General features: G+C 61.5%; 18 protein-coding genes and 1 pseudogene. 6 read left to right on the top strand and 13 right to left on the bottom strand.

The window, feature by feature from the left end; genetic code table 11:
* Positions 1-348 precede the first annotated feature (348 nt).
* The 9 genes from HJB82_RS23050 to HJB82_RS23010 form a co-directional block, all read right to left on the bottom strand.
* A complete protein-coding gene (locus HJB82_RS23050; protein ID WP_207580771.1) occupies positions 349-1,962 on the bottom strand; it encodes a glycoside hydrolase family 43 protein in 1,614 nt (537 codons plus the stop codon).
* Positions 1,963-2,217: 255 nt separating this feature from the next.
* On the bottom strand, positions 2,218-3,249 hold the full coding sequence (mgrA, locus tag HJB82_RS23045) for an L-glyceraldehyde 3-phosphate reductase (RefSeq protein ID WP_207580772.1): 1,032 nt from the start codon (positions 3,247-3,249) through the stop codon (positions 2,218-2,220).
* 202 nt (positions 3,250-3,451) lie between these two features.
* Complete coding sequence (locus tag HJB82_RS23040; RefSeq protein WP_207580773.1) at positions 3,452-4,585, bottom strand: Gfo/Idh/MocA family protein; 1,134 nt, start codon at positions 4,583-4,585, stop codon at positions 3,452-3,454.
* An 8-nt stretch (positions 4,586-4,593) separates the two neighbouring features.
* Complete coding sequence (locus HJB82_RS23035) at positions 4,594-5,355, bottom strand: sugar phosphate isomerase/epimerase (RefSeq protein WP_221141556.1); 762 nt, start codon at positions 5,353-5,355, stop codon at positions 4,594-4,596.
* Between the two features lie 38 nt (positions 5,356-5,393).
* Complete coding sequence (locus HJB82_RS23030; RefSeq protein WP_221141554.1) at positions 5,394-7,853, bottom strand: glycosyl hydrolase 2 galactose-binding domain-containing protein; 2,460 nt, start codon at positions 7,851-7,853, stop codon at positions 5,394-5,396.
* Positions 7,854-8,158: 305 nt separating this feature from the next.
* A complete protein-coding gene (locus tag HJB82_RS23025; RefSeq protein ID WP_207580777.1) occupies positions 8,159-9,265 on the bottom strand; it encodes an ABC transporter ATP-binding protein in 1,107 nt (368 codons plus the stop codon).
* Positions 9,266-9,269: 4 nt separating this feature from the next.
* Complete coding sequence (locus tag HJB82_RS23020) at positions 9,270-10,214, bottom strand: carbohydrate ABC transporter permease (protein ID WP_207580778.1); 945 nt, start codon at positions 10,212-10,214, stop codon at positions 9,270-9,272.
* Positions 10,207-11,112: a carbohydrate ABC transporter permease gene (locus tag HJB82_RS23015; RefSeq protein WP_007629571.1), complete on the bottom strand. Its 906-nt coding sequence runs from the start codon at positions 11,110-11,112 to the stop codon at positions 10,207-10,209. Before HJB82_RS23015 ends, HJB82_RS23020 begins: the two co-directional genes overlap by 8 nt.
* A 177-nt stretch (positions 11,113-11,289) precedes the next feature.
* On the bottom strand, positions 11,290-12,525 hold the full coding sequence (locus HJB82_RS23010) for an ABC transporter substrate-binding protein (RefSeq protein ID WP_207580779.1): 1,236 nt from the start codon (positions 12,523-12,525) through the stop codon (positions 11,290-11,292).
* 453 nt (positions 12,526-12,978) lie between these two features.
* Here HJB82_RS23010 and HJB82_RS23005 point away from each other — a divergent pair, with 453 nt between their 5' ends.
* The 3 genes from HJB82_RS23005 to HJB82_RS22995 all read left to right on the top strand — a co-directional run bounded on the left by HJB82_RS23005 (position 12,979) and on the right by HJB82_RS22995 (position 15,945).
* On the top strand, positions 12,979-14,022 hold the full coding sequence (locus tag HJB82_RS23005) for a LacI family transcriptional regulator (protein WP_207580780.1): 1,044 nt from the start codon (positions 12,979-12,981) through the stop codon (positions 14,020-14,022).
* A gap of 198 nt (positions 14,023-14,220) precedes the next feature.
* Positions 14,221-14,835 (top strand): C39 family peptidase, encoded by a 615-nt coding sequence (locus tag HJB82_RS23000; protein WP_207580781.1) that lies wholly within the window; start codon positions 14,221-14,223, stop codon positions 14,833-14,835.
* Between the two features lie 33 nt (positions 14,836-14,868).
* Complete coding sequence (locus tag HJB82_RS22995; RefSeq protein ID WP_221117163.1) at positions 14,869-15,945, top strand: D-alanine--D-alanine ligase family protein; 1,077 nt, start codon at positions 14,869-14,871, stop codon at positions 15,943-15,945.
* A 36-nt stretch (positions 15,946-15,981) separates the two neighbouring features.
* On the opposite strand, the gene HJB82_RS22990 is transcribed toward HJB82_RS22995, so the two are convergent.
* The 4 genes and pseudogenes from HJB82_RS22990 to gndA form a co-directional block, all read right to left on the bottom strand.
* Positions 15,982-16,599, bottom strand: coding sequence for a class I SAM-dependent methyltransferase (locus HJB82_RS22990; RefSeq protein ID WP_207580783.1), 618 nt, complete (start codon positions 16,597-16,599; stop codon positions 15,982-15,984).
* Positions 16,600-16,695: 96 nt separating this feature from the next.
* Positions 16,696-17,186 (bottom strand): annotated as a pseudogene (locus HJB82_RS22985) (GNAT family N-acetyltransferase).
* A gap of 52 nt (positions 17,187-17,238) precedes the next feature.
* A complete protein-coding gene (locus HJB82_RS22980; protein ID WP_221141568.1) occupies positions 17,239-17,733 on the bottom strand; it encodes a GNAT family N-acetyltransferase in 495 nt (164 codons plus the stop codon).
* A 219-nt stretch (positions 17,734-17,952) separates the two neighbouring features.
* Entirely contained in the window at positions 17,953-19,404 is a 1,452-nt protein-coding gene (gene gndA / locus HJB82_RS22975) for an NADP-dependent phosphogluconate dehydrogenase (protein ID WP_207580785.1), read from the bottom strand.
* 205 nt (positions 19,405-19,609) lie between these two features.
* Here gndA and HJB82_RS22970 point away from each other — a divergent pair, with 205 nt between their 5' ends.
* The 3 genes from HJB82_RS22970 (at position 19,610) to HJB82_RS22960 (ending at position 21,230) form a co-directional block, all read left to right on the top strand.
* Complete coding sequence (locus HJB82_RS22970) at positions 19,610-20,401, top strand: helix-turn-helix domain-containing protein (RefSeq protein ID WP_207580786.1); 792 nt, start codon at positions 19,610-19,612, stop codon at positions 20,399-20,401.
* Positions 20,402-20,471: 70 nt separating this feature from the next.
* On the top strand, positions 20,472-20,870 hold the full coding sequence (locus tag HJB82_RS22965; protein WP_164012302.1) for an SRPBCC family protein: 399 nt from the start codon (positions 20,472-20,474) through the stop codon (positions 20,868-20,870).
* Positions 20,871-21,230, top strand: coding sequence for a VOC family protein (locus HJB82_RS22960; RefSeq protein WP_207580787.1), 360 nt, complete (start codon positions 20,871-20,873; stop codon positions 21,228-21,230).
* Positions 21,231-21,239 lie beyond the last annotated feature (9 nt).

Here is a 21,239-nt window from a genome sequence, read left to right as displayed (position 1 = left end):
TCTTTGAAACGAGCTGATCCCTTCGGCGAAAAGAAAGACAGCAGCCGGTTTCGGATGTCATCATCCGGTGATCTTGATGTCCGATAAGAAAGCCGAGGCCAGCACGGCATCCGCCCCGCCGCCCACCCTTTTGCGGAGCCATCTCCGGTGTTCTCGTTGCACCCTTTTTCGCTGCCTCGGCATGTAGTGAAAGTTATTGTTCAGTCACGAAGTGCTTGGAACCCGCCAGCATCCCCTGTTCAGCCGCGTTCGTCTTAGCCGGCCTTGCGCCGGCTTTCTTTTTGCGTGCGGGGCGTAGGCCAAAGGCCGGAGCCTCGAAGGACGAGGGCGGGTGGCAGGAAGTGCCCCTCACAACTCGTCATAATTGAACCAGTCGAAATCCGCGACCTTCCCTCGCCCCGACGTATCGAAGGCAAACACACCGGCAAAGGCGCCGGTGAAGGAGCCGTGTTCGCCGCGTCCGCCTTCGTCGGAAATCATGCCGGCGTCGAGGACCGGACCGATCGGCTGCCAGGCGCCCTTGCCTTCGGTCTGCCAGAAGAATTGCAGGTCGTTCTCGCGGATTTCCATGGCGAGCTGCACGCGGCCCTCGGCAGCGATCGCCACACCGCTTTCGGCCGGAAAGCTCAAGCGGCCGTTCGGATAGTCGCCGTTGCAGGAGAGGATTGTCACGCAACGGCCGAGTGTTTCGTGCAGCGTTACCGCGACGGCGTGAAATTTATGGCGGTTATAGTAGTGCGTCAGCCCTGCCACTTGCTGATAGGTGTCGGGCGAGAACTCGACCACGGTTTCGGCGCGGAAGCTGTGATGTTCCTGTCGACGGGCGACCAGCGACTGCTCGAACCAGGAGCCGATGCTTTCGCGCGCAATCAGCCTGAGATGGCCCGGGCGGTCCGTCAGGTTGAAGATGCGCGCGGGCTCGGGCGTGCGCAGCCATTGGAAATCGGCAGGCAGCGCGCCGCCGTCGAAGCTGTATTCGCTGCGCATCGGCCTTTCCGCAGGCACGGCATTAAAAAGGCCCGGCACATCGACATCGGGCACTGAGGTGCCATTTTCGAGATAGAGCCAGTCGTCGTCGCGCCAGACGCATTTCTGTAAGGATGTCTCTCGCCCCAGCGTGCAGCGCCGCTTCGGCGGCAGCGGCCGGCCGCAAAGATGGGTGTGATAGGCCTCACCGTCTGATGTTTCGACATATTGGCCGTGCCCTGCCCGCTGCAGCACCGCGCCCGGATGGTCCTTGGAGGTGATAAGATGCATGTTCGGATGCATCTCATAGGGTCCGTCGATGTTGCGCGAGCGCGCCATGGTGACGGCGTGGTCGTAACCGGTGCCACCCTCGGCGGTGGTCAGATAATACCAGCCGTTCTTCTTGAAGAGATGAGGGCCCTCGACGAGGCCGAGCGGGCTGCCGGCGAAGATATTCTTGATCGGCCCCGTCAGCGCCTTCGTCGCCGGGTCCCATTCCTGCAGCAGGATGCCATCGAAGGCCGGCGATTTTGGCGAGCCGCCATAGCTCTCGGTGCGGTGGTTCCATTGCATGTTGAGGAACCACTTGCGGCCGTCATCGTCGTGGAACAGCGAGGGATCGAAGCCGGAGGAGTTGACATAGACGGGATCCGACCATTCGGCCTCGATCGAGGGCGCCGTCACGATGTAGTTCGGCGCATCCTTGAAACTGCCGTCGAAACGCTTGACATCGGTATAGACCAGCCAGAACTGCCCGTCGGCATAGGAAAGACACGGCGCCCAGATGCCGCAGCTGTCGGGATTGCCGCGCATGTCGAGCTGTGATCGGCGCTCCAGCGGCCGGCGCACCAGCGTCCAGTTCACCAGGTCGCGCGAATGGTGGATCTGCACGCCGGGATACCATTCGAATGTCGAGGTGGCGATGTAGTAATCCGCGCCGACGCGGCAGATCGACGGATCGGGGTTGAACCCCGGCAGGATGGGATTGCGGATCATGGGCGGCTCCTCCGAGGTTATTGTTGTGGTACGTACGTCAGAAGTGGGCCGGGATATGTCACCAATTCGTCCTCCACCCTCATCTCTGTGCTCGTTACAGAGATCCAGCCAGCCCAAGTCCTTGGGCTGAAAGAACTCTCTTCGCCGCGCCGACGCGCGGCGGCTGGATTTCTGTGACATCCCTCGGGCAAAGCCCTGAGGTCACAGGAATGAGGGAGTTGGCGGAAGTGTCCTGCAAACTCCGGCTCGACCTTCCTATTCCCGTTCCGCCGACTTCGCCCAAAGATTGATATCCGCCTCACGGGCATAGACGTCGATCTCGGCAAGCTCCTCGGCCGCGAATTCAAGATTATCCAGCGCCTTGACGCAATCGACGATCTGCGACGAGCGGCTGGCGCCGATCAGCGCTGAGGTCACGCGTCCGCCGCGCAGCACCCAGGCGATCGCCATCTGCGCCAGGGTCTGGCCGCGTCTTTCGGCGATCTCGTTGAGCTTGCGGATATTGTCGATGATCGAAGGACGGATGTAGTCCCTCTTGAGAAAATGGTTCTGCGCCGCACGGCTATCTTCGGGAATGCCGCCGAGATATTTCGTCGTCAGCATGCCCTGGGCAAGCGGCGAGAACACGATCGAGCCCATGCCGACCTCATCGAGCGTATCGAGCAGCCGGTCGTTCTCGACCCAGCGGTTGAGCATCGAATAGCTCGGCTGATGGATCAGACACGGCGTGCCGAGATCCTTGAGGATCGCGGCGGCTTCGCGCGTCCGCTGCGAATTATAGGAGGAGATGCCGACATAGAGCGCCCGGCCGGAACGGACGATATAGTCGAGCGCGCCGCAGGTTTCTTCGAGCGGCGTGTCCGGGTCGAAACGGTGTGAATAGAAAATATCGACATAGTCGAGGCCCATGCGCTTCAGGCTCTGGTCGCAGGAGGCGATCAGGTATTTTCGGCTGCCCCACTCGCCATAGGGTCCCGGCCACATGTCGTAACCGGCCTTGGACGAGATGATCAGCTCGTCGCGAAGCCCGGAAAATTCGGTGCGCAGGATCTCGCCGAAGGCGGTCTCGGCGCTGCCGGGAGGCGGACCGTAATTGTTGGCGAGGTCGAAATGGGTAATGCCGAGATCGAAGGCGGTGCGGCACATGTCGATCTTGCGGTCATGCGACGTGTCGCCGCCGAAATTGTGCCAGAGGCCGAGCGAGACGGCCGGCAGCTTCAGGCCGGAGCGGCCCGTGCGGTTGTATTTCATTTTCGAATAACGGTCTGCGGCTGGTTGCCAGCTCATGAGACTCTCCTTGCTAAAATATCGGTCTTGATGGTCCGCGAGTGCCTGCTTCATACACCACAAGCGATTTTGGCGAACACCCTGTACTTTCGTCACGCTCGGCCTCGTGCCGAACATCTGCCGCGCTGTTTGCAGATCCTCGGCACAAGGCCGAGGATGACGAGTTGGACGGGTGCCGGGCAGACCCCCGGGCATCACCCTATCACTTCAACAGCGCCTGCGCCTCTTCGATGCCAAGCGCGGCCGGCTGGGTGCAGGTCGTGCTCAGGTCGATGAAACGGCCTTCCTCGCCCGATTTCAGGATCGAGGTCATGACGTCGACGCCGTGCAGGGTGCGGTCGAGTGAGCAGCGCGCGTCGCGGCCCTCGATCAGCGCCATCGCCATGTCGGCAAGACCGGCGGTGCGGTAATTGGCGCGCGATCCGTTCGGGCTTTCCTGGTTGATCTTGCCGAACGGATGCTCCCAGGCGTCGAGCGGCTTGATCTCCTTGTCGCGGCCGCTTGCCTCGACAACACCACCGAAGAAGTTCGGATCCGGCACGTAGAGCGAGCCGTCGGTGCCGTAGAGCTCCATGTTGGCATGACGATGCGACCAGACGTCCCAGCTCGCCGTCAGCGTCACGGTGGCGCCGTTGACGAATTCGAGCAGCGCCTGGATCGTCGTCGGCGTCTTGACCGGGATAAGCTCGCCGTTGCGCGGCTGGCTGGTGATCGTCCGGGTCGGCGACGCCATCGAGGTCATGCCGCCGACACGTTTGACCGGGCCGATCAGGTTGATCAGGTTGGCGATGTAATAAGGGCCGAGATCGAGGATCGGGCCGCCCCCCGGCAGGAAGAAGAAATCCGGGTTCGGATGCCACATTTCCATGCCGGGGCTCATCACGTAGCAGGCGCCCGACGTCACCCGGCCGATGCCGCCGTCGTCGATGAACTTGCGGGCGAGCTGATGGGCGCCGCCGAGGAAAGTGTCCGGCGCGCAGCCGACGGCAAGGTTCTTTGCCTTGGCGATGCGGCGAAGCTCCTCGCCCTCTTCGAGCGAAAGCACCAGCGGCTTTTCGGAATAGACGTGTTTTCCGGCCTCGAGGATCGCCTTCGACACGCGGAAATGCGCATCCGGGATCGTCAGGTTGACGACGACGTCGATCTCGTCATTGGCGAGAAGCGCGTCGATCGTCTGCGCTTTGACGCCATATTCCTTGGCGCGCGCCTCGGCCGCCTGGACGTTGATATCGGCGCAGGCCAGCACCTTCAGCCCTCTGAAGAGCGGTGCCAGCGAAAAGTAGGTGGTGGAGATGTTGCCGCATCCGATGATGCCGACGCCAAGTTCCCTGGTCATGATGTGCCTCAATAAGTCTGGAAGGATGCAATCGAGCGGCTGATATTGCGGTCGATATCTTTAGGGTTGTCATGTTCGACGACGAAGTGTTTGGCCTTGGTGGCGCGTAGCGCCGCCATCAGCTTCGCCCACTCGACCTTGCCGTGGCCGACATCGGCCCAGCCGTCCTCATCCGTCGCTTCGCCGGCCGGCGCGATGTCCTTGACGTGCACGGCGGTGATGCGCGGTCCGAGCTTTTCGACCCAGGCGAAGGGATCGCCGCCGCCGCGGATGACCCAAGCGATGTCGGCTTCCCAGGAAATGTCAGGCGCGCCTTCGAAGATGCGCTCGATCGGCCGCGAGCCGTCCTGCAGCTTGAAGAATTCGAATTCATGATTGTGCCAGCCGAATTCGTAGCCGGCATCCTTATAGGGCTTGCTCATCTCCTGCAGGCGCTTGCCGAAGGCGACCCAGCCGGCGGCGTCGGAGGGGCGCTGGTCGGCGGCCAGATGCGGCGCATAGATCGAATCCATGCCGAGAATCTTGGCAATGTTCAGCGACTTCTGCACGTCCTTCTCCAGGAAATCAGGGCTGAAATGACCGGTCGCCATGAGCAGGCCGTTCTTGTCGAGATCGGCGCGAAGGCTGTTCAGGCCGGCATCGTCGAGATCGGCATAGATGCCGCCGAAGCCCTCGACCTCGGCATAACCTGCCTTGCCAAGCTTTTCGAAAATCGCCGAATAGGGCTGGAAGTTGCGGGCGCTATAAAGCTGGTAGCTGAGTTTCGTCATCATGTTCTCCTTGGGCCTCGTGCCCATTCTTGCAAAGATCAATCCGCCGACTGGCAGGAATGCAGGTCATAGAACCGGAACTCCGGAAGCGCGCCGCGATCGAGCGGCCGTGCCGGAGTAAAGGTGATGCAGCGGCTTTCGCCGGCCGCAAGATCGAAGGCGTTGTCGGAATATTTGCCGTCCGTCTCGGTCTCGATCATCACGAACAGCGCAAGCCCCCTCGCGGTGACATTGATATCGATCGCGCCGCTCTCCTCGACATATTCGTGGGTAACGGTCAGGCCCGAAGGCTCCAATTCCAATGCCTTATAGGTGCCGTGGATATAGTGCCCCTCGCCGCCCATGCCGTTCGACGCGGTGAAATTCCAGGCCAACAGCGTGCCCTCGGGAATATCGGCGATGTCGACGCTCGCCGCCGTCACTGCCGCATCCGGCGAGCACATGGCCTGCACGTCCTTGAGATGCCGACGCTCGCCCTTCATCGTCAGGATCGAGATCGAAAGATCGACGTTGACATCGGCAAGCGTGTCGTTGACCAGCGAGAAGCGGATCGTCTTTCCGTCGTCGGAAGGAATGGCGGCGACCGCGACCGGCTGGAAGAAGCGCTTGACGAGATAATGCATCGCCTTCCAGCGGCCGCCATAGTCGAGGCTCGACCACGAGGCGACCGGCCAGGTGTCGTTCAGCTGCCAGTAGATCGTACCCATGCAATGGGGTTTGAGCGACCGCCAGTATTCCACCGCCGTCTTGATCGCCAGCCCCTGCTGGATCTGCGAGAGATAGACGAAGTTCGGAAAATCCTTGGGGAAGCGGAAATAGCGGAACATCGTGCCGGCGATGCGCTCGTTGCCGCCAGCATTCTTCTGGTGCAGCTCCATGACCGGGGAAGCGACGTTCATGTCCTTCTCCTCGGCATAGGTCTTGATGACGGGCAGTGAGGTATAGGACTGGAAGCCGAATTCCGAGCAGAAGCGCGGGCGCACCGAACGATAATTGTCGAACGACTTGTTCTCGTGCCAGACCGACCAGTAATGCATGTCGCCGGAGCCGTCCGCATGCCAAGCATCGCCGAAATCGAGATAACCCGAAGCCGGGCTCGACGGCCACCAGAGCGCCCCGGGCAGCGCCTTTTTCACCGCCTGCTCGATCGTGCGGTTGAGCCGGTCGTAGGAGACGAGATAGCGGTCGCGGTCCTTGCGGGACTCTTCGAACCAGGTGAGTGCCCCGACCAGCTCGTTGTCGCCGCACCAAAGCACGATCGAAGGATGCGAGGAGAGCCGCCGCACCTGGTAACCGACCTCGATCGTCACATTGTCGAGGAAGTCTTCGGTCGAAGGGTAAAGGTTGCAGGCGAACATGAAGTCCTGCCAGACCATCAGGCCCAGCCGGTCGCAGAGATCGTAGAAATGATCCTGCTCGTAGAGGCCACCACCCCAGACGCGGATCATGTTCATGTTGGCGGCCTTGGCCGATTGCAGCAGGTCCTCGGTCTTTCCAGGCGAAGAGAGCGAAAACAGCGCGTCTGCCGGAATCCAGTTGGCGCCGCGGCAGAAGATTTCGCGGCCGTTGACCTTGAAGGCGAAGCGGCTGCCTGATGCATCCGGCGTGGTGATCAGCTCGATGGTGCGAAGACCGATCTGCTTCGTCACCTCATCGGTCGGCAATTCGACGGACAGCCTGTAGAGCGCCTGGTCGCCGCTGCCCGATGGCCACCATAGGCGCGGATTGTCGATATGAAAGAGATGGTTGACATGGGTCTCGCCATGGACCCCGACATCGAGCCGCACCCGCTCGCCGTCGAGATCGAAATAGACCTGGGCAACGCTTGGCCCCTTGGAAAACAGCGTCGCCGTCACCGTCAAATCGACTGAACCATCGAAATTATGGGTTTGGCGGGTGACCACATGCTCGATGCGCGCGGTCTCGAGTTTTTTCAGCGCGATCATGCCGTAGAGGCCGAACGGCGCGATGGCGATATTCCAGTCCCAGCCGAAATGGCATTGCGGCTTGCGCAGCATATTGCCGTCTGGAATCGGTGAATTGCCGGTACTGTAGGGAATGTAGAAGGGCTGCTTCTTCTGCCGCTCGGCCCCGATGGCGATGTTGGAGGCAAAGACGATGCGGATCGAGTTGTCGCCTGATTTCAGCATGCTGGAGACATCGGGCCGGTAGCGGCGGAAGCTGTTGTCGGCTTCCAGCGCCAGAAAGCCATTGACGTAGACGCTGGCGACCGTGTCGAGATAATCGATATCGAGATACCAGTCGCCGTCGACCTCCGGAAGCGTGAAGCTGCGCACGACCGCCCATTCGCGCTCGGCAACCCACTGCACCTTTTCCTCGTTGCGGCCGAAATAGGGGTCGGGGATCAGGCTTGCGCGGTGGAGCGCTGTGTGCACGTCGCCCGGCAGCATGATTGCGGTGCGAATTTCGCCGTCGACGGAGGCGAGCTGCCACGAACCGGAAAGATCGATGTTGGAGGTGGTCGATTGTTGCGTCACGATATCGTTTCCGAATTACGTTTTTGAAATGGACCGCGCATGGTCGCCGTCCGGTAATTGTCGTTCGTCATGACCCTTCCATCCGCCCCGCGCTCCGTCATTCTCGGGCTTGACCCGAGCATCCACACGGCATCCATCGGCAGTTGCGGCATGGATCCTCGGGTCAAGCCCGAGAATGACGAAGAGCGGAGCAAGCATCTTGCCAGGCTTGCCCCCGCCTGAGGAAGGGTTGAGCATCGGTCGAATTCATACAAACAGCCTTGCAGCAAGCAGGCGACACCATCCGGCCCCGCCCGCAAAAATCTCTAAAGTCGCAACTCGTTCTCGGCATCGAAGACCGAGGCGACCGTCATGTCGAAGTTCAGTTTCACCTTGGCTCCGACGTTGAAGCGGCGCGCGCCGTTGACCCGTACCGACATCGTGTGACCGGCATGTTTCAGCCACAGAAGGTTGTCCGCGCCCATCGGCTCCTCGATATCGACAGTGGCGTCATGTTCTTCGCCGCCGGCATTCTCGTTGACCTTGATGTGCTCGGGGCGAACGCCGAGCACCACCTTGCGGCCGGGTTGCAGCGTCTCGCTGGCGTCGTAGGCAGCGAGCGAGAAAATGACGCCGTTGGCAGAAAAGGCAATGCCGTCGCCTGTGCTGACCAACTCGCCGTGCAGGAAGTTCATCGACGGCGAGCCGATGAAGCCGGCGACGAAGAGATTGCGTGGTTTGTTGTAGATCGTCGTCGGATCGTCGAGTTGCTGGATGATACCGCTCTTCATGATGGCGATACGATCGGCGAGCGTCAGCGCCTCGATCTGGTCGTGCGTCACGTAGATCATCGTGTTCTTCAGCGACTGGTGCAGGCGCTTGATTTCGACGCGCAATTCCGAGCGCAGCTTGGCGTCGAGGTTGGACAGCGGCTCGTCGAACAGGAAGACGTCGACATCGCGAACCAGCGCCCGGCCGATCGCCACGCGCTGGCGCTGGCCGCCGGAAAGCTCGGCCGGCTTGCGCTTCAAGAGCGGCTGAATCTGCAGGATCTCGGAGGCACGCGCCACGCGCTTGTCGATCTCGGCCTGCGGCACCTTGGCGACGCGAAGGCCGAAGGAGAGGTTCTTTTCAACCGTCATCTGCGGATAAAGCGCATAGGACTGGAAGACCATGCCGATGCCGCGGTCCTTCGGCTCTTCCCAGGTGACGTTTTTGCCTTTGATGAAGATCTGCCCTTCCGAGGCGTCGAGCAGGCCGGCAATGCAGTTCAGCAAGGTCGACTTGCCGCAGCCGGACGAACCGAGCAGCACCAGGAATTCGCCGTCGTTGATGTCGAGGTTCAGGTCCTTGAGGACGCTGACCGAGCCGAAATTCAGCGACAGATCCCTGATGGAGACACTTGAGTTGGAGACACTTGAATTCATGTTCATGGGATCAACCCTTCACTGCGCCGGCGGCGATGCCACGGACGAAAAGCCGTCCCGACACGAAATAGACGATCAACGGCACGAGACCCGTCAGGATCGTCGCGGCCATGTTGACGTTGTATTCCTTCACGCCCTGGACGGAATTGACGATGTTGTTGAGCTGCACGGTCATCGGATAGGTATCCGGCCGGGTGAAGACCACACCGAACAGGAAGTCGTTCCAGATACCGGTCACCTGCAAGATCATAGCGACGACGAAGATCGGCAGCGACATCGGCACCATGATCTTCAGGAAGATCTGCCAGAAACCCGCGCCGTCGACGCGTGCCGCCTTGAACAGCTCTTCCGGCAAGGACACGAAATAATTGCGAAACAGCAGCGTCAGGATCGGCATGCCGAAGATCGAATGCACGATGACGAGGCCGCTCAGCGTGCCGTAAAGGCCGATTTCGCGAAGGATGATGACGATCGGATAGATCATCACCTGATAGGGAATGAACGCCCCGACGATGAGGATCGAGAAGAACAGCTCGGACCCCTTGAAGCGCCAGTTTGCCAATGCATAGCCGTTCACCGAGGCGATGGCGATCGAGATGATGACCGACGGCACCGTGATGCGCACCGAATTCCAGAACCCGCGCGACAGTCCATCGCAATTGAGCCCGGTGCAGGCCTCCGCCCAGGCCTTCACCCAAGGTTCGAAGGTGATCTCCATCGGCGGCGAGAAAATGTTGCCGAGGCGGATTTCCGGCATGCCCTTCAGCGAAGTCACGACCATCACGTAGAGCGGCAGCAGATAATAGAGTGCCGCAACAGTCAGCGTGCCGTAGAGCATGATGTTGCGCGACGACAGCGCCCGGCGCGGCTTAGCGCCGCTCGGACCTTCGCCGAGTCTCGGTGCAACGGCGTCGATGCCAGCGGCAACGGTATTGAGAGTTCCTGTATCAGCCACGCTTGCGCCCTCCTCCGAATTCCAAATAGGCCCACGGGACGATAATGATCGCGACCGTCACCAGCATCATCGTCGAGGCGGCGAAGCCCTGCCCCAGGTTCTGTGCCTGGAACATGTAGTCGTAGACATATTTCGCTGGCACTTCCGAGGAGATGCCGGGACCGCCAGATGTCTGGGCGACGACAAGATCGTAGACCTTGACGATACCGGAAGCGATGATGACGATCGTCGTGATGAAGACCGGCCGCATCATCGGAATGACGATGAAGAGATAGGTCTTCCACATCGGAATGCCGTCGACGCGCGCCGCTTTCCAGATGTCCTCGTCGATGCCGCGCAAGCCGGCAAGCATCAGGCACATGACCAGACCCGTTCCCTGCCATAGCGCCGCGATCAGGATGCCGTAGATGACAATTTCGGGCGTATAGAGCGGATTGAAGGTGAAGCTCGTCCAGCCGAGCGAACGCACAACCGACTGAATGCCGAAATCGGGGTTCAGAATCCACTGCCAGACGAGGCCCGTCACGATGAAGGACAGCGCGAAGGGGTAGAGGAAGATGGTGCGGAACGTATTTTCGAAACGGATCTTCTGATCCATCAGCGCAGCAAGCAGGAAACCGATGACCAGGCTGAAGATCAGCGAAAGAACGCCGTAGAGAGCCAGATTCTCGATCGCCGTTACCCAGCGCGGTGCGGCCCAAAGCCGCTCATACTGATCAATGCCGACGAAGCTCAATCGCGGAAGGAGCTTCGAATTCGTGAAGGAATAAAAGACAGTCCAGAGCGTGCCGCCGACAAAAATCACCAGCGCTGTCAGGATCATCGGAATGGACGCAATCTTGGCATTCAGATTGCGCAGTAACTTGATTGGCCGGCCTGCTTGCGCTTGACCTGTCATGAACACTTCTCCTCAAATCGCAACTGCGACCGGTGACAGAACAAGCCTGGCCCGTCTGCCCATCCCTGCCCCCGGGATTTGCCGGGGATGCCGGAAAGACGCCGCCAGCCGAACATCAGTCCGGGGACACGATCCGGCTCTTGAGAAGCCGGATCGCAAAGGCGGCGAATCTAGCGATCAATCAGCCGAAGCGATGATCCCAGCAAAACGCTTCTGAGCGTCCTCAGGCGTCATCGACGGATTGGCGAAGAATTCGGAGAAGAGGTCTTCCTTCTGCTTCTGGCTGTCTGCCGAAAGCAACTGGTCGGTGCCCTCGATCACGTTGCCCTTGGCCAGGATTTCGAGACCCTTCTTCATGCAATCGTTGGCGGCGGCGAGATCGACGTCGCCGCGAACCGGCAGCGAACCCTTCTTCAGGTTGAAGGCAACCTGGGTCTTGGGATCGAGCAAGGTCTTGGCAAGCACGGCCTGCGCCTTGGACTTTTCGGCGTCCTTCAGCAGCGGGAAATAGAAGGCGTCGCCGCCGGTCGAGATGATCTCGTTGACGCCGAGGCCCGGCAGGCAGGTATAATCGGTACCGGCCTTCTGACCGGCGAGCGCGAATTCACCCTGCGCCCAGTCGCCCATGATCTGACCGCCGGCCTTGCCTGTGATGACGAGGTTGGTGGCCTGGTTCCAGTCCTGGACGTTGCTGCCTTTGGCCATGCGCCGCGCATCGTCGGCCGCCTTGAAGACCTTGGCGATTTCAGGACCGGCAGCAACCTTCGCGTCCTTGTCCTTGAAGACCTTGTTGAAGGTATCCTTGCCGGCAACCGCAACCATCAGCACGTCGAACGCGCCTGTCGCCTGCCACGGCTGACCGCCGACGGCGAGCGGAATGATGCCGGCCTTTTCGAGAGCCGGAGCGGAAGCGACGAACTCGTCCCAGTTCTTCGGAACCTCGACGCCGGCCTTCTTGAAGGCGGCATTCGAAAGCCACAGCCACTGCCAGGAGTGGATGTTGACGGGCGCGCAATAGATCTTGCCGTCGATGGTGCAGGAATCGAGCAGGCTCGCCGGACGGATGATGTCCTTCCAGTGCTCTGCGGTCGCCACGTCGGTCAGGTCGCGCATCAGGCCGGCCTGGACGAGTTCCTCAGCCTGGCGGCCATGGTTGAACTGCGTGGCGCCCATCGGGTCGCCGCCGGTGATGCGGCTGATCATGATCGGACGGGCAGTGCCGCCGGAACCGGCGATTGCGCCGTCGACCCAGTGGTTGCCGGTGGCGTCGAATGCCTTAGCCAGCTCGGCGACGGCGGCCGATTCGCCACCTGATGTCCACCAATGCGTGACTTCGAGATCGGTGGCGTTGGCGGCTCCGAACGGAAGCGCGACCGAAGCGGCAAGCATTGCTGCCATAATACGGATTTTCATGAGTTTTCCTCCCTCACTGAAACGTTGCCGGAAAAACTTAGATCAATCGATTTCAGCACGCAACCGTCCGCCTGCAAATTTTTCCACGACAGGCGGAATTGCTACTTGTGCCTGTTTCTGGTCGGACGGTCATTCGCTTAAAGCCGGCATCTTGTCATGCGCTCTCGGAATCGAGCAGTCAGATTATCACAATGAAAACACAGAGAAAATTTTGCCAATCGGTTTTTCTTTCGCCTTATTCCTTTCGCAAGCGCAAAAAAACAAAGCTTGAGCGACGGATTCAACCTATGCGTACAATGCTGCAAAGCACACAAGAAAAAGCCCTCGACATTTCTACTGTATCGTTACAGATTGCATTCCTTAGCGAGGCGCGATTTTGGCAGGCGGCGGGCTTACGGCGCTTGAAAAAGCCTCTATAAGCGACACCAATTCGCGCGAGGCAGGCCTACAGGGATGGAAAACAAGGGAAATTTCGGGCAAGCGGTATCGACGCCGACGGCGCGCGAGCGCCCGACGTTGAAGACGATCGCCTTCATGACCGGTCTCGGCGTGACGACGGTATCGCGCGCCCTGAAGGATGCGCCTGACATCGGAGCGGAGACCAAGGAGCGGGTGCGCATGGTCGCCCGCCAACTCGGCTACCAGCCGAACAGGGCCGGTGTGCGCCTGCGCACTGGCAAGACCAACGTCATCGCCCTCGTCCTCAGCATTGATGAAGAGATCATGGGCTTTTCGAGCCAGATGGTCTTCGGCATTTCCGAGGTCCTGTCCGGCACACCCTATCATATCGTTGTCACGCCGCATTCCCACAGCAAGGATCCGATGCTGCCGGTGCGCTACATCCTCGATACCGGTTCGGCCGACGGCGTCATCATCTCGCGCATCGAGCCGGACGATCCGCGCGTGCGTCTGCTGACCGAGCGCGGCATGCCCTTCGCCACGCATGGGCGCACCGATGCGGGTCTCACCCACCCCTTCCACGATTTCAACAACGAAGCCTTCGCCCACCAGGCGGTGGAACGGCTCGTCAAGCGCGGCCGACGCCGCATCGCCCTGTTGCAGCCGCCAAGCAAGCTCACCTATTACGCCCACATCCGCATCGGCTTCCAGACCGGCCTGCACGATTACGGCGCCGAGGAAGTGCCGCTGCGTATCAACAGCGATGCGCCGCTTGCCGATATCCGCGACGTCGTCGAAGTGATGATGCGCTCGGAAAACGCCCCTGACGGCATCGTCTGTTCGGCCGGCAGCGCGGCGATTGCCGTCAATGCCGGCATCGAGGCTGCCGGCAAGGCGCTCGGCCGCGATCTCGACATGGTGTCGAAGCAATCGGTGCCGATCCTGAACTGGATCCGCCCCGAGATCATCACTGTACAGGAAGACGTGCGCCAGGCTGGCCGCGAAATGGCCAAAGCCGTCATCGCCCGCATCGACGGCGTCGAACCGGAACTGCTGCAGAGCATCAGCCAGCCGATCTGGCCGGAAAGCGGGAAATAGCACGGATTGAGAAGCGCGACCCGTCGGACTTCCCGGCTGACGCCGGAAAACTCATCTTCGGCGGTCCAAATCGGTTCCAGCCGCGCAATGATCTCAGCTCTCCCACGGACTTCACCGCGCTGATCGCAAGCGCGGCATCGCCTCGAAAAAAGCCAAGATTGCCCGCCATCTCACCAGCGTGTCAGGGAGATCGACAGAATGCAGCCGAGCGGCGTGCCCTATTTCAGCCAATGGGAAACACCTGGCATGACGCTGCCGGTGCTTGCTGAGGGATCGCAGGCCCTGTTGCGTGATCCGCTCTGGCGCCGTTCGGGCGCCGGCACGATCGAGGAATATGCGCGCTGGGCGGTCAATGTCTGCGGCATGGCCTGCCTGAAGATGATGCTTGCCGCCCGCGGCGAGATCCATCCGACCCTCGAGCTTGCCCGCGCCTGCACGGCCTATGGCGGTTATGTCGTCAACGAGATCGATGCCTCGATCAAGGGGCTGATCTACGCACCCTTCGTCCGCTTCGCCGCTGACCGATTCGCGCTGAGTGCGGAGACGATGACAGGCGTCGAGACACCGGCCATTCCGGAGCTTCTATCGAAACGGCGCTTCTTCATCGCCTCGGTGCATTCGGGCATCCGCTGGCCGGAGCGTCAGCCACCATCGAAGGGCGGCCATCTGGTGCTGGTGACGTCAGCAAGCGACGAGACGATCCGCTTCCACAACCCGTCCGGCCATGACGAGGCGAGCCAGGCCGATGTGACGCTGCCGCTCGCCCTCTTCGACTGCTTCTTCGCCAATCGCGGCATATCTGTCGACGCCTGACCTTTTCAACACCAGATCGCTTCGGAGGCTTGCATGACCCCTTCCCCAAACAGGCTGCGCATCGCCGTGCTCTTCGGCGGCCGCTCGGCCGAGCATGAGGTTTCCATCCTTTCGGCAACCAACGTCATGGGCGCGCTCAAGCCCGAAAAATATGACGCCATCCCCGTTTTCATCACCCGGGAGGGACAATGGCTGATGAGCAATTTCGAGGGCGGCATACTAGCGACACCGTCATCAGGCGTCGAAATCTGCCTCGTTCCGGGCGGAAAGGGCCGGATGCTGGCAATCCCGGCCCATGGGGCGCCGCATGAATTGCCGGGGATCGACATCCTGTTTCCCGTGCTGCACGGCCTGCATGGCGAAGACGGATCGGTGCAGGGTCTGGCGGAGGTGGCGCGCGTTCCACTCGCCGGCTGCGGCATCCTCGGCTCGGCCGCAGCGCTAGACAAGGACATCGCCAAGCGTCTGCTGAAGGCGGCGGGTCTGCCGGTGGCGCGCGCGGTGGCGATCCGGGAGGACGCGGCTCCATCGCTTGCCGCGCTCGAAGGCGAATTGGGCCTGCCGCTGTTCATCAAGCCGGCGCGGCAGGGATCGTCGGTCGGCGTCGCCAAGGTTCATGCCAGCCAAGAATTCGCGGGCGCTCTTGCCGAGGCCTTCCGCCACGATCGGATACTGCTCGCCGAGGAGTTCGTTGCCGGCCGCGAGATCGAATTCAGCGTGCTGGAGGATGCGGCAGGCGAACTCTTCGTCTCCCGGCCGGGCGAGATCGTGCCGGCCGAAAGCCACGGCTTCTACAGCTACGAAGCCAAATATATCGACGAGAAGGGCGCGGCGCTGAAAGTCCCGGCCGAACTGCCTGAGGATGTCGAGGCTGCCATGCGCGACATGGCCGCAAGGGCCTTCCGGGCGGTCGGCTGCGACGGCATGGCCCGCGTCGACTTTTTCCTGACGGACGACATGCAGTTCCTCGTCAATGAGATCAACACCATCCCCGGCTTTACCAATATCAGCATGTATTCCAAGGCGATGGCGGCAAGCGGCGTCGGCTACGCCGAGATCATCGAGAGGCTCATCGATCACGGCCTGGCGCGCGCCGGTCGGGCTGCCTGACACAGCGCCGGACGCCAGCTATAGGCCAGTCAGAGCTCAGCGCCTGCGAAAGACGCACCACTGGAACGACTGCCAGCGGCCGCCGGGTGTCGTGTGCTCCTCGCGCCAGTCGCGCTGAGGCGCGAAGGCAGACGAGAATTCACCCGCAAGCGCGGCCGCGTCGTAACGTTGGACCGGCAAACCACTGCACCGTTCCGGCCCGTCCGGTGCGAAGGTGGCGATGATCACGGCGCTGCCCGACGCCGTGCCGATTTCGAGCGCGTGGCGATAAGCCAGCCGCTGCTCGGGCTCGGTGAGGAAGTGAAAGACGGCGCGGTCGTGCCACACGTCGTACTGGCGCTCCGGTCTCCATGCGGTGACATCATCAATCACCCAGGCGACGCGGGCGGTCTCGTCCCCCAGCCGTGCCTTGGCGAGGTCGAGCGCCGGCGCGGCGATATCGAGAACGGTGAGATCGGACCATCCGCGCTCGACAAGCCGGTCGACAAGGCTCGATGCACCGCCGCCCACATCGATCAGCGAGGCCGAAACCGGCAACCGCAACTCGTCAAGCGCCCGCAAGGAAGGCTCGGGCGTCGGCTGATACCAGCTGACGCTGTCGGCAGCTTTGGTGCGGTAGACCTCGTCCCAGTGCTCCCGCTTCGTCTCCGTCATCAGGCATCCCCATTGTCTTGCGGCACCGCTTGCTAACCGATCAACATGTAAGAACGGAGACGTCTGCCGGCAAGCGCCGTTCCTATGACCATTTTCTCAGGACGCGAGATGACGATAAACGAGGTCCGCGGGATCAGTCCGGGGTGCCGTCAGATCGAGACGCCCGCCCAGCCGCTCCGTAACGGCAATCGAAGCGGCATTGCCGGGAGCGATATAGCTGACGAGCGACGGCAGACCCAGGCTTGCAAAGGCCCAGTCCCGTAACGCCAGGCCGCTTCGGTCGCATAGCCTCTGCCCTCATAGCCCTCATAGACGAACCATCCCAGTTCCCTTTCCGGAAAGAGCGGCCCATGATTGATCCCGACCTGCCCGACGCATTCGCCGGGCTCGGCAACGTCGATCATCAGCGCCCCGTGCCCGAAAAGCTGCCAGAGCGCCACGTCGTGACAGAACATTCCCCAGGCCGCGCGCAGATCAAACGGCCCGCCCATTCCAACCGATCGCGGCGAGGCCATCAGCCGCGCACAGGCGGCGAAATCGTCCCTGTCGGGCATGCGGAGCCTAAGACGCTCGGTCTGGATGATCATCACGCCCGTTTAGACATGTTGTCGCCGTCTGCTGGAAGTTGGAGCGGAGCCGCTAGCCTTCAAACGCCGCAGAAAATTGAAGCGTCCCGCACGGCGCCGGCCCGCGAAGGACAATCCACTGCACCAGCCGCCTATCGACATCGAGATAGCGTAGTTGCCCGTCGCTGCTGAATCCGGCGCGGCTATAGATGTCGGGATTGCCGATCAGCGCGCACCCGCTGGCGGCCATCTCCTCCAGCAATTCCAGTCCTCTGGCGATCAGCGCCTTGCCGATGCCCTGCCGCTGTCTCTCCGGCTTGACCGATATCAGGCCCAGTCCGAACCATCCCGCATGCCCACCGTCGATTGTCACCGGCGAAAACGCGACATGCCCCAGAATCTCGCCTTCTTCTTCAGCAACCAGCGATATCGTCAGATCGCCTGCCGCGCGAAGCCTCCGAACAATCTCCGCCTCCGTGCCGTCGCTGTAAGGCGTCGACTTAAAGGCAATCGATGTCAGATCGTGGATCGCACCGATATCCGCCAGCGTTTCATATCGGATAAGCATCTCGGTCAATTCCTCATCCTGATCGCTCGCAGATTCTATGCAAGGAAAGTCGAAGGCCAGCAAGCCGGGTTCGTCCAGCGGCAGTTGCGCCAAGACCTGCCCTTCCGGGTTCAGCACCGCCGTCGGCCTCTTTCGGACGGCTCGCCGCCGGAGCGGCTCAAACCACGAAAAAGCCCGGCGCGACGGCCGGGCTCTTCGTTGATGTCGTCTCAGCAAACCTTAGAAAGTCGAGGCACCGCTGCCCCAGGGGCCGTGGTGGAAATCCTTGCCATCCAGGCGGTCGAAGCCGTGGGCGCCGAAGAAATCGCGCTGGGCCTGGATGAGGTTGGCGGTTCCCCTGCCCTGGCGATAGGCGTCGAAATAGGTGAGTGCCGAGGACAGCGCCGGCACCGGCAGGCCTGCCGAAATGGCAGCTGTGACGACACGGCGCAGCGCCGGGATCGATTCCTTGACCATGTCGGAGAAGGCCGGCGTGACGATCAGGTTTGCTGCGTCGGGCGCCTTGGTGAAGGCCGAGGTGATCTCATCGAGGAACTGCGAGCGGATGATGCAGCCGGCGCGCCAGATCCTGGCAATCGTCGGCATCGGCAGCGACCAGTTGAACTCGCGCGACGCTTCCGCCATTACCGCGAAGCCCTGCGCATAGGCGCCGATCTTGGCGGCAAACAGCGCCAGCTCCAGATCCTTGTTGAGCTCGGGGCCGTAAGCGATCGGGAAGGATACCGCCTGCTTGCCGAAGATCTTTTCGGCGGCTTCGCGCTGCGACTTCATCGAGGAGAGGCTGCGGGCAGCGACTGCGGCTTCGATCGCCGTCGCCGGAATGCCCATGTTCTGCGCCTCGATCGCCGACCACTTGCCGGTGCCCTTCTGACCAGCCTTGTCGAGGATCATGTCGACCATCGGCCCGCCGGAAACCGGATCGGTGGCGGCAAGCACCTTCTCGGAAATCTCGATCAGGTAGGAGTTCAGGCGGCCCTTGTTCCACTCGCCGAAGATGCCGGAGATGTCGGAGGCAGTCTTGCCGAGGCCGTCGCGCAGGATGCCGTAGATTTCGGCGATCATCTGCATATCGGCGTATTCGATACCGTTATGGATGGTCTTGACGAAATGGCCGGCGCCGTCATTGCCGAGCCAGGCGACACAGGGCTCGTCATTGTAGCGGGCGGCGATCGAGGTCAGCACCTTCTCGACGCGCGTCCAGGATTCCTCCGTGCCGCCGACCATGATCGACGGGCCGTGGCGCGCACCTTCCTCGCCGCCGGAAACACCCATGCCGATGAAGGTCAGATCGGTATTCTTCAAGCGGTCGAAGCGGGCGACGGTGTCGCGGAAATTGGCGTTGCCGGCATCGATCATGATGTCGCCCTTGGACAGATGCGGGCGCAGCAACTCCATCTGTTGGTCGACGGGATCGCCCGCCTTGATCATGATGATGATCGGGCGCGGCGGCCTGATCGCATCGACGAACTCTTCGATGGTCTTGCACGGAATGATCTGTTTTTTCAGATCGCCGGCGCTTTCGTAGAATTCGTCGGTTTTCTCAGGCGTACGGTTGAAGACCGCAATTTTATTGCCTTTCTCGGCGATGTTGAGCGCCAGGTTGGAGCCCATGACCGCAAGACCGATCAGTCCAATTTCTGCCTTTTCCACGACAAACCTCCGATGTGTCATTTGGACCGGTGTTGTGGCACTGTCTCGGTCAAACGGCAAGTCTCGCAAGGGTCTAATCGGTTCGCAAAAGCCAATGAAATGAAGCTTGCAATATCCCGGCTTGTCCGACAACCGCTTGCGCCGGCTCATCGGCAACCAAGTTTTCTCGCGCCCTGCCCTTGATGCCCTATCTGATGGTATCATCCACATTTCGGGAGATATCGCGTTGGTCTCGGAAAAACGAAAAGATACGGCTCTGCTCGCGGCCCGCGCCGGCCGCTACCGCGAATGTGCGCCACCGCCGCCGCTGCGGCGCCATTTCAGCCGGCTCTGGTCGCATGCGTTCCATGACGGACCACCGGCAATGGTGGCGATCGTGCCGGACGGTTATTGCGATCTCCTTTGGATCGATGGCCGGCTGGTTGTCGCCGGTCCCGACAGGACAGCGGCCTTTCCCGTCCTCCGGCCTGGCGCGACGGTCATCGGCGCACGTTTTGCGCCGGGCGCCGCGGCACCGTGGTTGAAGACGCCGCTTTCGGCGCTTGTCGGCTGCTCGGTGCCTCTTGCTGACATCGGCCGGAAGGACGCGGCCGAATTCGAGGCGCGGCTTGGCGAATGTCGCGATCCTTCGGTCGCCATGGCGCTGTTTGGCCGCTTGCTGGAAGAGGCCATCCGCGATGAGGACGAACCTGCCCGGGATGCCGCCATTATCTTCACCGCCGCCGACAGCGGTCGCCCGGCATCCGGTCTGTTTGGCCGGCTTGGCATGAGCGAAAGGCAGTTACGCCGCCGCTGCCACCATCATTTCGGCTATGGCGCGAAGACGCTGGAACGGATCCGCCGATTCCAGCGTTTCCTCGACTTCTGCCGCAGCTCGGACACGATGCCGCTTGCCAGCCTCGCACTCGAAGCGGGCTTTGCCGATCAGGCCCACATGACGCGCGAGGTCGGCGAGTTCTCTAGCCTGACACCCGCCGTCGTTCTCGGCCAGCTCAGCATCTCGAAAAGGCCAAGCTGACCGTTTTGTTCAAGACGCCGCGGATCGGCCTGTTATTACAGCCAGACCAAATGCCAAGGACCTGCAAGCCATGTCGACGATGCCTGCGAAAATCATCCACCAATCGATCGAGCGCGACTGGCGCGACGTCTATGATTTCGCCGGCAAGCCGGAGAACATGCCGCTCTGGGCCTCCGGACTTGCGAGCGGCCTCGTGCCAAACGGCGCCGACTGGATTGCCCATGGCGCGCTGGGCACCGTCAAGGTGAGCTTCGTGCCCACCAATGAATTCGGCGTGATCGACCACACGGTGACGATCGAATCTGGCCTCAGGGTCTATAATGCGCTGCGCATCGTGCCGAACGGCGATGGCTGCGAGGTCATGTTTACGCTGTTGCGCCTGCCCGGCATGACCGATGCGCAGTTTTCAGCCGATGCCGCCCATGTCGAGAAGGATCTCGCCATGCTTAAAGCCCTGATGGAGAGATAGATGGCCGAGAAGTCAGAAAACCACGATCGCCGCATCGATTATGTCGAATTCAACGTCGCCGACATCGCCGCCGCCAAAGCCTTCTACGGCTCGGCCTTCGGCTGGCGTTTCACCGACTACGGCCCGAACTACTGCGAATTCGACGATGGCCGGCTGAAAGGCGGCTTCACCGATTACGGACCCGTGCGGCCGGGCGGCCCGCTTGTTGTCGTCTATGCCAGGGATCTCGAAGACGTGCTGACGTCGGTCGAGAGGGCCGGCGGCACGATCGTCCGGCCGATCACCGATTTTCCCGGCGGCCGCCGCTTCCACTTCCTCGACCGCGACGGGTATGAACTCGCCGTCTGGGCGACGGCCTGAAGGCGGCTG

Source organism: Rhizobium sp. NZLR10 (assembly GCF_019685125.1).
GTDB lineage: Bacteria > Pseudomonadota > Alphaproteobacteria > Rhizobiales > Rhizobiaceae > Rhizobium.
The sequence above is the reverse complement of the archived record's forward strand: the minus strand, read 5'-3'. Positions and strand labels throughout refer to the sequence as shown.

Coding starts and splice junctions, on each gene's coding strand:
- HJB82_RS23000 (WP_207580781.1), top strand. CDS start 14,221: ATGCAGCCGAGCGGCGTGCCCTATTTCAGCCAATGGGAAACACCTGGC.
- HJB82_RS23040 (WP_207580773.1), bottom strand. CDS start 4,585: ATGACCAGGGAACTTGGCGTCGGCATCATCGGATGCGGCAACATCTCC.
- HJB82_RS22990 (WP_207580783.1), bottom strand. CDS start 16,599: ATGACGGAGACGAAGCGGGAGCACTGGGACGAGGTCTACCGCACCAAA.
- HJB82_RS23035 (WP_221141556.1), bottom strand. CDS start 5,355: ATGACGAAACTCAGCTACCAGCTTTATAGCGCCCGCAACTTCCAGCCC.
- gndA (WP_207580785.1), bottom strand. CDS start 19,404: ATGACACATCGGAGGTTTGTCGTGGAAAAGGCAGAAATTGGACTGATC.
- HJB82_RS22980 (WP_221141568.1), bottom strand. CDS start 17,733: ATGCTTATCCGATATGAAACGCTGGCGGATATCGGTGCGATCCACGAT.
- mgrA (WP_207580772.1), bottom strand. CDS start 3,249: ATGAGCTGGCAACCAGCCGCAGACCGTTATTCGAAAATGAAATACAAC.
- HJB82_RS22995 (WP_221117163.1), top strand. CDS start 14,869: ATGACCCCTTCCCCAAACAGGCTGCGCATCGCCGTGCTCTTCGGCGGC.
- HJB82_RS22960 (WP_207580787.1), top strand. CDS start 20,871: ATGGCCGAGAAGTCAGAAAACCACGATCGCCGCATCGATTATGTCGAA.
- HJB82_RS22965 (WP_164012302.1), top strand. CDS start 20,472: ATGTCGACGATGCCTGCGAAAATCATCCACCAATCGATCGAGCGCGAC.
- HJB82_RS23015 (WP_007629571.1), bottom strand. CDS start 11,112: ATGACAGGTCAAGCGCAAGCAGGCCGGCCAATCAAGTTACTGCGCAAT.
- HJB82_RS23010 (WP_207580779.1), bottom strand. CDS start 12,525: ATGAAAATCCGTATTATGGCAGCAATGCTTGCCGCTTCGGTCGCGCTT.
- HJB82_RS23005 (WP_207580780.1), top strand. CDS start 12,979: ATGGAAAACAAGGGAAATTTCGGGCAAGCGGTATCGACGCCGACGGCG.
- HJB82_RS23025 (WP_207580777.1), bottom strand. CDS start 9,265: ATGAACATGAATTCAAGTGTCTCCAACTCAAGTGTCTCCATCAGGGAT.
- HJB82_RS23050 (WP_207580771.1), bottom strand. CDS start 1,962: ATGATCCGCAATCCCATCCTGCCGGGGTTCAACCCCGATCCGTCGATC.